Below are 10,233 nucleotides of genomic sequence, written 5' to 3'. Positions count from 1 at the left end.
AGGAAATCAATCATGGCAACCTTATCACGCTGGCAGACTTCTATGGGGTTTCCGTCGATTATCTGCTGTGCCGGACAGAGAACAGGGAGCAGATCAACACGCCACTGACGGAGCTGCATTTGAACGATGAAATGGTTGCACTTCTGAAAAGCGGACGGATCAACAACCGTCTGCTCTGCGAACTTGCCACCCATAAGGACTTTATCAAGTTTCTTGCGGACATTGAGATTTATGTGGATGGGATTGCCACCATGCAGATTCAAAACCTCAACACCCTTGTCGATACTGTCCGGCATGAAATCATAGAACGGTATCGCCCTGGCGAAGATGACCCACATTTGAAAGTGCTGCAAGCCGCCCATATCAGTGATGATGAATATTTCAGCCACATGGTTCTGGATGACCTAAACCTGATTATCCGGGATATTCGGGAAACCCATAAAAAGGATAGTGAGAGTGCGCCCCAGACCACTGTTGCCAATGAACTGAAAGAAAATCTGGAAGCGGTCGAAAATTTCAAGGGCAGCCGTTTGGAAAAACTGGCAGTGCTTTACTGCAAGCAGCTCGGTATCAACTATAAAAATCTGTCAGATGAAGAATTTCGCTGGCTTATTCGGATTCTCCAAAAATCAAAGAAAACGGGAACGCCTATCAACCAGAGGAAAAAACGGTAAAGGAAAACCGCTGTTGCATGGTTTGTTGGATTCCATGTAGCAGCGGTTTGTGCTGTGGTTATTACTTCATTCGTTTTCTTAATATTCGGCGATAATTTGTTTCTCCCTTTGGTGCGTCCTGTATAATTTCCAACACACCATCTTCAAGCATTTTATCAATGCGATTGGAAATCCATACATCACTAATTCCAAGTTGATATTTTCCTAAAACATTACCTATGACAATAGCCATTTTGAATTGCTCTGGCTGTTCCGCAATTTCACGAAGAATGAAACTATCATATATATCTTCTGAAACGCTTTGCAATTTACCATTTAACATTGCACGCAAAGGTGCATTTTCATTTTGAAGTTGATTCCATTTCATAGCACAAGCTGAAAGAAATACAGGATTAGCTTTCTCTTGTAGAGTTATATAGTTTCCCCATTCGCCAGGAGAGACCTCGCCCCATGCTATTTTGGATGTCATAGTATTTTCTTTTCCATATTCCCATGTAGGTAACTTAACCAAATAAATTGTTGTCTGGCAGTTTAAGGGTTGAAGTTGTTTCATAAGCCAATACATACCACAAAGCTCATCTGGATTATAGCTATACCAAATGCGAATTTCTTCCCCAGCTACATATCGTTCAATCACTGAGGTCAATGTAGTTTTAATTTTCTGTATTTTTTCTTCAACCTGATAATCTAAATCCTCTACAAAGCAGACAGACAGCATTTTCTTGAAAACATTTTTCCGCTGTTCGCCAATTCCATTATCAGAAATATCTCCCACACTAAGAGCCATATCAAAACAATAAACATCACAGCTCTTGCCTCCCAATGGAATAGCATTCTCCCAAGCAATGCGTTCTTGTTCCTGTGCTTGAAGCTGTGCTTTTTTCATTTCATCTGAAGATGGAACACTCCCGTCTTCATGCCTCATAAATATTGAAACAGCACTTCCTCTATACTTTCCCTTGCCGTAAGTTTGGGCAATTTTCAAACTTCCACAGGCACTTTCACCAAATACAATTTCAATCATCTTATATACCTCCGATTTAATTGCTCCCGTTATGAATAAATCATCTCATGCAAAACAATTTCTTCTGCCCGGTTATGAATGTTATTGCAACGCTGCACCCATTCCATTTGGTGGGTACGCTTCAATTCCTCGGTTACGCCCTCGGCAGTTTTCATCTGCTCCATGATGGTGTCTAACCGTTCCTGTGCCTGTTCGTTCAGGTCTGCAAGATATGTCCACAATTCCCCGGTCAGTATCAATGTATTCAATCTGGCTGGGTGGACTTCCCTTAAATATTCCCGGTGCATCCGTCCGTACTTTCCGATAGGGCGGTGTTCCTCCGGCAGTTTCAAGTCCGGGATGTAATAATCTCCGACAAGGATATAATCAATTCCGTTTTCCGTTATTCTTGGTTTCAATTCGCTCATGTTCCTTACCTCCTGTGGAAGCAGGCTCGTCTGGTACTAACTCAATCACATCGGTAATCTCACAATTCAGCGTTTCGCAGATACGGGCTAATGTATCCATGCTGATGTGCTTTCCCTCTTTGCTCATGTTGGCAATCATATTTGTTGTCATACCAGCGGCAAGCCTTAAATCCTCTTTTCTCATATCACGCTCTAACAGTGTGTGCCAGAGTGGTTTATAGCTGATGTGCATATTGTTTTCCTGCCTTTCTATCCATACCACCGGGGCGGCTGCCCCGGCAGGAACTTTTCTCTTATTATAGCACCAATCTTGTGAAATCACAATTTATTCTTGTAGCCTGCCGCTGATACCGTCTGGATTGTGCTCTTCCTTTCGTTTTTTGTTCCAACTAATTAGCCATGAACTGCTTGATCCCCTGGGATTTTGCACCTGGGTTATCATTTCCGTAACCTTCGAGAAGGTTTACAACACCCCATGCGCCCAGACCTGCGCCCAGGGCGATCACAAGGATCTTCAAAGTATCAATCGCGCTTGCAAAAAATGCCATAATGTTCCTCCTTTAATTTCAGAAATTTTAATTTGTGATATGGCCGTATCAGGCCGGAAACAAAAAAAGCCGCCGCACTGTTTTTAGAAAAAATCTGTTTCAAACAGCACGGCGGCATGGGGCAGGAAAAATCCTGCGGTTATTTACTTTTCAGGGAGAATCACGAATCCTCAAAAATCCTCCTTTCATCGTGACAAAAACAAAGCCTGCCAGGGCGTCATGCTTTGACAGGCAGGAACAACTTTATAAAGTCTGGGAAGCCAGATCTTCGGCTGTGACTTCATAATTGCGGTATCGTTCACCGGGACGCATCGGCATCCGGGTAGAAAGAAACTTTTCGATATTAAAAGCGTTCTTCTCATTAAAATCGGAAAGCAGTTTGTAATTTGGGTGTTTGGTTATATCATATTTCCGGGAGAGGAACGGCCGCACACCCCTGATCTGCAGCAGACATTTACCCCCGTCCATGACTGCCAGTTCATCCACCGACATCAGATCCTTTCCCAGCTTTTGAAAATTTTGTCCGTGGGATTCCTGATTGCCCTTTGTGACACTGGTGTTATACAGGTCGATGGTCTCTTTCCCCAATAGGGAGTTCCAACTTTTTAAGGTGGTTTCTTCTTTGCCTCCTAAGAAAAGAGAGGCGTCACAGTTACCGATGATGGTGTCCATGTTGTCTTTATACAGGGCTTTGAGCTGGCTTTGCGCCTGCAGCACCAGGCAGGCAGAGATCTCACGGCTTCGGATGGTCGCCATAAGACGCTCCAGGTTCGGGATCTGCCCGATATTTGCCGCCTCGTCGATCAGGCAGCGTACATGGATGGGAAGCCTTCCGCCATATACATCATCCGCCCGCTCACACAAGCGGTTAAACAAAATGGAATAGATCAGACTGATCAAAAATGCAAAGGTTCCGTCCGTATCACTCATAATAAGGAAAAGAGCAGTCCGTTCATCCCCCAGCATATCCAGATCCAGTTCGTCATACATGGTAATTTCCCTGACTTCTTTAATGTCAAAAGGAGCCAGCCTGGAAGCACAGGAAATAAGGATCGACTTCGCTGTTTTTCCAGTAACAAAATGTCAATAGTTTTTTAATCACTTTTTTCAAAAAGGCAAAAAAAATAGAACGTATAGATTATTTCCATACGCTCTATCTCACATTTCATATTAAATTTTGAATGCTACAAGCTGTAATTCTCTTCCTTTCTTATTCCCAATTGTTTTCTTGTAATACTAAATGAAGTAAGTGAGAATAATTAGCCATTGTATCTTTTGCACGGTTTCCATATTCGTTTTCTATAAAAGACAAATCATCCTTATCGGAATGCATAATCAATCCATGATTTTCTGTTTCTACTGGTAAACCATTGAGCCAATTATTTGCTTCAAAATAAATATAAGGAATTCCTATATCACTAAATGGAGCATGGTCACTTCTCTTTTGCCCTGTTGGATATGGATAATCAACATTTCCTTTTGGTGTTAATTGCATTGGTAAATTTGCCTTTTTTGCAATTTCAAATGCCTTATTTACAGCTTCTACATCTTTAACAACACCTTTATCATTTATGCGTCCTCCATACAAATAAAGATTATCTCCTGCAAGAATACTATCTATATTTATCATTAGCACAATATTGTCTTTTTCTTTCTTTGTAAGAGAATTAACATATTCTTTTGAACCATGCATTCCTGTCTCTTCTGCACCAAAAAATACATATTTAATCGTATATGGTGTTTCGACATCTATCATTCGCAATGCACTTTCTAATGCAACAGCTACACCTGAGCCGTTATCATCTACGCCATGTGTTCCTGCACTATCATAATGAGCTCCAACAATAATAGTTTTTTTCGATTGCCCTTCTTTGATTACTTCAATATTTTGACTTGATTGGCTATCTTCACCACCATCAAAAATATTTTCTCCAGATGTGTCCATCATAGGAACACCTTCCTCAATATCAAAAGAATTTAATTTTACATCCTTTTCTGAATATCCACCATTTAACAAAATAGCAGATATAAACGAAGCCATTTCCTTTTCCTTTTCTGTGCCCGCAATTCGTCCTGGCAAGTTCTCTTGAATATATTTTAAAAATGCGTATGATTGTATTCCATAGTTTTCTTGCTTGAAACTCTCTGATATTTCTTGTGTAAGAGTAAAATCTTTTGCATTTTTCATTATTATTGCTGTATGCTTATCACCACATCCTGATAACAAAGAACATACAATAACGATAGATAAAATAATAATGCATATTTTTTTCTTCATAGTATTTCGATTAAACCTCCTTTATAATTTCAGATTTGTTACTCACATGATATCATATTTTTTCTTCATTTACATCCACCTAATTTTAATAAACTGCCATTCGGCTTGCTTCTGTAACCAGCATCCGGTTAATCTTCTCCTGCATTGTTTCCTTTGCATCTTCATTGAAATGATAACGGACAACATAGACTGTCTGCCCGATTTTCTTTGTAAATGTGTTCCCTTCTGTTTTTGTATTCATCATTTTTTCCATAATCATTTTTTCCTTTCTTTCCTGTGCCCGACAGAGAGAGGATTGTCTTTGTCCCTGCCGGAAGTTTATCTGTACACTGACAACATAAGTGTCAACATGGGGTTTGAAACTTTTTACTGGTTGTTTTTTTATTTTCCAAAATACTACTGGAAAGTTTTTTGAATGTTCTTGTTGACACCTGTAAAAAAAGCTGAAACGCCAGTAAATATAAGGGTTTTAGGTGTCAACAAATCTGTCAACAAGCGATAAATTTACAGAAGATTTGTAGCCTTCCGATATCAAAATCAGCCTTTCTCTCTGTCGGGCAGGTCAAATGGCAGCTCCAACTGTTCTGCCTTCGTCAGCTTCGTAAATCCGTCTTTGTCCGGTTCGTTGCCACCCTCTTCTGTTCCTTCCCTGACCCAGCTTCTCTGTCTGCCATATCCTTCCTTTGAAAATCTGTGGATTCCATCCCTCTTCCAGCCGGTGATCTGTGTATCCATAATGGAACAGATCTCATTTGTCTCGAATTTTTTCGGCTCCCGTTCAAAATGGTCAAAGGCTTCTTTCCAAATCTGGACGGAGCATACATGAGTTCCCTTGTAGGCATCTAGCCAGCCCTGAATCATTCCTGCCATCGTATCTTCCTGTGTGAACTGTTTCCGGTATTCACTGATCTTCTGTTCCATTTCTTTTGAGAATTTCAACAGACTGCTCTTATTCTCCGTTGACCAGTAGATTTCCATTGCTTCTGCCCATAGCTGGTCAAAATAGGCTCTGGCTTCTTTTTCATCATCAAGGATATGCTTCTCTGCCTTGCTGCTGTCTATGGCAATCGGCAGGAACCGTCTTGCCCCGGTACGGTCAAAGGGAATAAACTGCCTTGTGTTCGTTGACCCGGCAAAGATACACTGACGCTTCCGATCTTCCTCATATTTATCATAGGGATTCCGGTAAGTGTCTTTCTGCCTGGTCAGGAATGATTTGATCTCTTCATTGCTTTTCGCGCTGATTGCTGCAATCATCTCTGACATTTCCATGATCCAGTGTCCCCGGAGATGCTCATATATCTTACTGTCGTTCAACTGTTTCAGGTCATCAGAAAACCAGTCATCATTCAGTGCAAGGAAACGGAAGAATGTGGATTTCCCGGCTCCCTGCTGACCTACCAAACAGAGCATTTCATCTGCCTTACAACCCGGACGGTAGATTCTGCTCAACGCTTCCATCAGGAAATGTTTCACAACCTCATAGACAAAATCCGAAGCATCAGCTCCCATATACCGTTGCAGTACATAACGGATTCGCTCCTGTCCGTCCCATTCCAGTTGTTCCAGATACTCACAGATTGGGTGGTATGCCCGGCTGTTGGCTTCTATGCGGAGTGCCTTATCCATACATTTTTCACTTGTGAGCTTGTAATACCGTTCAAAGAAATAATAAAAATAAGTCCTGCCATCATCGTCCAGTTTGCAGATTTCCTCATTCCACCAGAGTTTTTTCACAATATCAATCCTGCCTGTCAGCTTGTTGTACTTCATGCTCTCACGCACAAGCGGATCATTTCTCAGCACGACCATATAATTTCCTACCGTTGCTTTCGCAGTTCCCTTTTGTGTATATTCCAGCATCTGTTTCACTTCATCGACTTTACTTTTATCTGCCATCCGGAGCATTTCTTTCATGGCATCTTTCTGTTCTTTTGTAGCAATCTCCTTTATCTTCTCTTTCGCATTGCTCAATCTTCTCCATCTCCTTCCATTTTTCTTTGACAAGGACTTCCTTATCTGCCCTATCCCCGAAGAGCAAAATATCCAGATAATACTCAACAACCGTCAGTTCACTGAGAGAAATCATAAACTTTTCATTCCATTCTTCTGTCCATGTTTTTGGTGCATACTGCTCTTTCCATTCCAGAAGCAGGCTACGGTAATTCAGATATGCTCTCAGGCATCTTAGATATTTTTTCTGCCAGAGTTCTTCCGGTGTCGGCTTCGGCTTTTTTATTGGAACACGTCTCTTGTTCTGCAGTGATTCCCTGTCCTTGCCGGAATAAAGAATCCTAAAATCATCTGCCAGCTTCATAGCAGCATCTTTCAGTCCAATGCCAAACAGTTGTGCTGTAAAATCAATCGCATCTCCCGTACAGCCACACCCGAAGCAGTAATACCTCCGGTCAACTTTCATACTGGGTGATTTGTCATTATGAAAAATACAACGGATCAGTCCGCTCCTGTTGGGCTTCAATCCATACAATTCAACAGCCTGCCGGACAGTCACGTTCTGTTTTACTTCATCAAATAATCCCAATTCATTTCCTCGCTTTCTTATAACTGCTTCCCAAATCCGGGAATCACTTTTTACTCAAAAACAAAAAGGCACTTTGTCCTGTCCTTACGGAATCAACAAAATGCCCTTATAGTTCCAGATCACTAGAACACGATTTTCCTTTATTCAGTTGTTTTCTCTCTGCCTCTTCTCTTTGAATCTTTGCTACATTCTGTGCAAGTCTTTCCCTGATAGATGGCTTCACTTCTTTTTTGATTTCTTCTACAACAGCTTTTTTCTTCTCTGGCTGTTTTAACTGTTTAGTAATCCGTATGACCACTTTTTCCATTGCAGTTTCTATTTTTCTTATCAGCCCGTCCAGTCTTTTTATTGCATAATCCTTTTCTCTTTTGGAAGCCTTGTGTTTCGGATCCTGAATCCACTTTTTAGAATCTTCTGCCAAACGGATATCATCTCTTCTGGTAGCCAGCATTGCTTCTTTTGCTACTTTCTCCACTGCCTTGTCATAAGCTTCACTGGATACTTCATCAAGCAAGGTTTCCACATCTTCAATACGGACGGTAAGCTGTTTCAGTTCCTCTCTCTGTTCTTCAATTAGATCACCCTGCTTGAATATACGGTCTGAATTATTTGCAAATTCTGTATCCTGCTGTTTTATTTTTTCTTCCTGTGACTGAATAATTTCTTCATTTGCACGCACATACCTTGACTGTTTTGCAAGCTCCAGACGATTCTCGTTCACCTTATCAATCTGCATAAGAATTGTTTCCTGTTGATTCGCAATTTCTTCTTTCTGCTTCATACGGATATAATCTTGTTTTTCCAAATACTTTCTTCCACCATACGATGGTTCTTCATCAAGTTCCAGTCCGTGACGTTTACAGATATCTAAAAACATTGTCCGGCAGGCAGAATCAAAAACAACCTTGCGGTTATTTGTCTTTGATCTCTTCTTTTCTGGATCTGGAAGTTCAAATCCAAGTTCTTCCAATGCTGTTTCCTGTTTCGGCTCAATTTCTCCATATCGGTTTGTAGCATCGAAAACATGACGCTCATGAATATGAGGTGTTGCTTCGTCCATGTGTAGCGACCAATCAATAATATGCACATTAGAACCAAACCGCTCATCGAACTCTTTCTTGAATTCATCAAAAACCAAAACCAGCGTTTCCACAGAAGCGTGTTCATCTATCGTCCCAAGCTGATAGATACTTTCTTCCGGACAGGTCTTTTTATTTTTCAGAACATCTTCCACCCCTTTACATCTGTCGGGGTGTCTTGCTTTCTCATGACGTTTATTCTGGTTAATCACATAATCGCTGTAATGATCCACATAGTATGCCATCTCAATCTGGTTAAAAGAAAAATTATCCTCTTTTCCCCGGTCTGCCATTGTGGTATATCCCTGATAGCAGTCCCAGTAAATATTCTGACGGACACGTTCATTGTCAATATGCTCACTGTGTTCCGGGTCAAATCTCCGGTCATTGTGAAGCGGATTGTAAACACCGTCTTTCCCAGATCTGCCGTTATGCCTTGTGCCTTTCAATTCACATCTCTCCTTTTTTCAAGTTGTTTCCCCGGAGGGGATTGCAGCGAAGCTTCCAAAAGTCTCTGTCCCCGTTACAGACAGTACCCAGTACCATATGGCGAAACGCCATATCACTGGGCAATGGCTGCCGCCCTTAACCTGCTAAGGGCTTTGCCCCTTAACCCCAGCAAGATGCTGCCGCTCTTTGCAATCTGGGCACAAAGGACTTCCAGCCCTCTGTACTCCCAGCAGACAAAACGTAACTCCTGCCGCTGTCCCTTCAGCAGGATCTCCGTTCCGTCTGTTTTTCAAAAATCCTCTGCATCGGATTTTGTGAAAATATAAAAATGGGTAAAACAAAGGGCACTAACTTTTTACGGTTAATGCCCTTTCCTTTACTCATTCACTTTTCAGATAATTCCTGTATGTATCATTCTGATAATTGCTTCAGAACCATTTTAACATTCTTCCTAAGTTTCATTCCGTCCCTCAGTCCCAACCGGTAGAAAAATTCTTCTGTCTCTGCTCCACTGTTAAATATCTGGTCGCAATATTTTGTAATGGCCTCTTCCTGTTTCTGTGGAAGTGTGGCAATCACTTTTTTATATTCTTCCTCAACTTCATCTGGTTCTGTCACAGACGGCTGGCTCAGTTTCCAGTCTGCATACTCTTTTCCCATATGCTCCGTTATGGTCAGGTTGATAAATTCTTCAATCTCTTTTGTAATCTTCATTTAAGAATCCTATTCCTTTCTCCAGTGGTCTACTTCATCAATCTGATTTTGATTGTTTCCAGCCACACCACTGCCCAGCCAGAAAGCACAGCAGGATATAAAGTATAAAACCTGCCACAAGCATCCTGACCGCTTCTGTGCCTGTCTCCTGTCCGAATCCATACCCTAAAACTGCTGTAATGCAGATGATCCCCGACAGGATATGAAATACCGTTGCCGACAGCCATGTGAAGAACATAACCACCAGTTGTATCATTGTCAGGCATATACGCACTGGCAGTAATACGATTTTCACAATAATTCTTACAACAACCATGACTGTCCACCCCTTTCACTGTTTCAGATAACTACGATAGCTGTCTATCACAGAATCTGTCACACCGCTTTTGTAAATCTTTCGGATATCAACGATTTTTTCATCTTTCAAAAGTTTCAGCCAGTCCAGTAAATCTTTTCTGCTGTTTGCAAAATTACAACATCTTCCGTCTGCATATTCAATCCAGTATCTCATAAGTCC

At 41.4% G+C, this 10,233-nt stretch carries 13 protein-coding genes and 1 pseudogene; 1 reads left to right on the top strand and 13 read right to left on the bottom strand.

Annotated elements, in window-relative coordinates:
* Positions 1-674, top strand: a 674-nt coding sequence (locus tag LI164_RS13575) for a transcriptional regulator (protein ID WP_118198685.1), incomplete at its 5' end; no start/stop codon positions are given.
* A gap of 61 nt (positions 675-735) precedes the next feature.
* Here LI164_RS13575 and LI164_RS13570 read toward each other — a convergent pair.
* The 13 genes and pseudogenes from LI164_RS13570 to LI164_RS13510 all read right to left on the bottom strand — a co-directional run bounded on the left by LI164_RS13570 (position 736) and on the right by LI164_RS13510 (position 10,227).
* A complete protein-coding gene (locus LI164_RS13570) occupies positions 736-1,698 on the bottom strand; it encodes a DUF3658 domain-containing protein (protein ID WP_005927687.1) in 963 nt (320 codons plus the stop codon).
* A gap of 29 nt (positions 1,699-1,727) precedes the next feature.
* Positions 1,728-2,105: a TnpV protein gene (locus LI164_RS13565; RefSeq protein WP_005927690.1), complete on the bottom strand. Its 378-nt coding sequence runs from the start codon at positions 2,103-2,105 to the stop codon at positions 1,728-1,730.
* Positions 2,065-2,337, bottom strand: a complete 273-nt coding sequence (locus LI164_RS13560; protein WP_002593556.1) for a helix-turn-helix transcriptional regulator — start codon at positions 2,335-2,337, stop codon at positions 2,065-2,067. The genes LI164_RS13565 and LI164_RS13560 overlap by 41 nt, the downstream gene beginning before the upstream one ends.
* A gap of 157 nt (positions 2,338-2,494) precedes the next feature.
* Positions 2,495-2,653 carry a Maff2 family mobile element protein gene (locus tag LI164_RS13555; RefSeq protein ID WP_055156893.1) on the bottom strand — a complete coding sequence of 53 codons (159 nt, stop codon included), beginning with the start codon at positions 2,651-2,653 and terminating at the stop codon, positions 2,495-2,497.
* 243 nt (positions 2,654-2,896) lie between these two features.
* Positions 2,897-3,724, bottom strand: a pseudogene (locus tag LI164_RS13550) (VirD4-like conjugal transfer protein, CD1115 family); the annotation flags it as partial.
* Positions 3,725-3,863: 139 nt separating this feature from the next.
* Complete coding sequence (locus LI164_RS13545; RefSeq protein ID WP_227084820.1) at positions 3,864-4,931, bottom strand: M28 family metallopeptidase; 1,068 nt, start codon at positions 4,929-4,931, stop codon at positions 3,864-3,866.
* Positions 4,932-5,016: 85 nt separating this feature from the next.
* Complete coding sequence (locus tag LI164_RS13540) at positions 5,017-5,175, bottom strand: transposon-encoded TnpW family protein (RefSeq protein WP_118566198.1); 159 nt, start codon at positions 5,173-5,175, stop codon at positions 5,017-5,019.
* A 293-nt stretch (positions 5,176-5,468) separates the two neighbouring features.
* Positions 5,469-6,830, bottom strand: a complete 1,362-nt coding sequence (locus LI164_RS13535) for a virulence-associated E family protein (RefSeq protein WP_178667855.1) — start codon at positions 6,828-6,830, stop codon at positions 5,469-5,471.
* Positions 6,820-7,473, bottom strand: a complete 654-nt coding sequence (locus LI164_RS13530) for a CHC2 zinc finger domain-containing protein (protein ID WP_158568532.1) — start codon at positions 7,471-7,473, stop codon at positions 6,820-6,822. Before LI164_RS13530 ends, LI164_RS13535 begins: the two co-directional genes overlap by 11 nt.
* A gap of 106 nt (positions 7,474-7,579) precedes the next feature.
* Positions 7,580-9,001, bottom strand: a complete 1,422-nt coding sequence (locus LI164_RS13525) for a serine/arginine repetitive matrix protein 2 (protein ID WP_227087269.1) — start codon at positions 8,999-9,001, stop codon at positions 7,580-7,582.
* A 412-nt stretch (positions 9,002-9,413) separates the two neighbouring features.
* Positions 9,414-9,716: a hypothetical protein gene (locus LI164_RS13520; protein WP_021738887.1), complete on the bottom strand. Its 303-nt coding sequence runs from the start codon at positions 9,714-9,716 to the stop codon at positions 9,414-9,416.
* Between the two features lie 37 nt (positions 9,717-9,753).
* On the bottom strand, positions 9,754-10,032 hold the full coding sequence (locus LI164_RS13515; protein ID WP_044963260.1) for a hypothetical protein: 279 nt from the start codon (positions 10,030-10,032) through the stop codon (positions 9,754-9,756).
* A 15-nt stretch (positions 10,033-10,047) separates the two neighbouring features.
* Positions 10,048-10,227: a hypothetical protein gene (locus LI164_RS13510; protein ID WP_021738889.1), complete on the bottom strand. Its 180-nt coding sequence runs from the start codon at positions 10,225-10,227 to the stop codon at positions 10,048-10,050.
* Positions 10,228-10,233 lie beyond the last annotated feature (6 nt).

The organism is Dorea sp. 210702-DFI.3.125, from assembly GCF_020560945.1.
GTDB lineage: Bacteria > Bacillota > Clostridia > Lachnospirales > Lachnospiraceae > Dorea > Dorea formicigenerans.
The sequence above is the reverse complement of the archived record's forward strand: the minus strand, read 5'-3'. Positions and strand labels throughout refer to the sequence as shown.

Coding starts and splice junctions, on each gene's coding strand:
- LI164_RS13515 (WP_044963260.1), bottom strand. CDS start 10,032: ATGGTTGTTGTAAGAATTATTGTGAAAATCGTATTACTGCCAGTGCGT.
- LI164_RS13540 (WP_118566198.1), bottom strand. CDS start 5,175: ATGATGAATACAAAAACAGAAGGGAACACATTTACAAAGAAAATCGGG.
- LI164_RS13520 (WP_021738887.1), bottom strand. CDS start 9,716: ATGAAGATTACAAAAGAGATTGAAGAATTTATCAACCTGACCATAACG.
- LI164_RS13510 (WP_021738889.1), bottom strand. CDS start 10,227: ATGAGATACTGGATTGAATATGCAGACGGAAGATGTTGTAATTTTGCA.
- LI164_RS13535 (WP_178667855.1), bottom strand. CDS start 6,830: ATGGCAGATAAAAGTAAAGTCGATGAAGTGAAACAGATGCTGGAATAT.
- LI164_RS13545 (WP_227084820.1), bottom strand. CDS start 4,931: ATGAAGAAAAAAATATGCATTATTATTTTATCTATCGTTATTGTATGT.
- LI164_RS13570 (WP_005927687.1), bottom strand. CDS start 1,698: ATGATTGAAATTGTATTTGGTGAAAGTGCCTGTGGAAGTTTGAAAATT.
- LI164_RS13560 (WP_002593556.1), bottom strand. CDS start 2,337: ATGCACATCAGCTATAAACCACTCTGGCACACACTGTTAGAGCGTGAT.
- LI164_RS13565 (WP_005927690.1), bottom strand. CDS start 2,105: ATGAGCGAATTGAAACCAAGAATAACGGAAAACGGAATTGATTATATC.
- LI164_RS13555 (WP_055156893.1), bottom strand. CDS start 2,653: ATGGCATTTTTTGCAAGCGCGATTGATACTTTGAAGATCCTTGTGATC.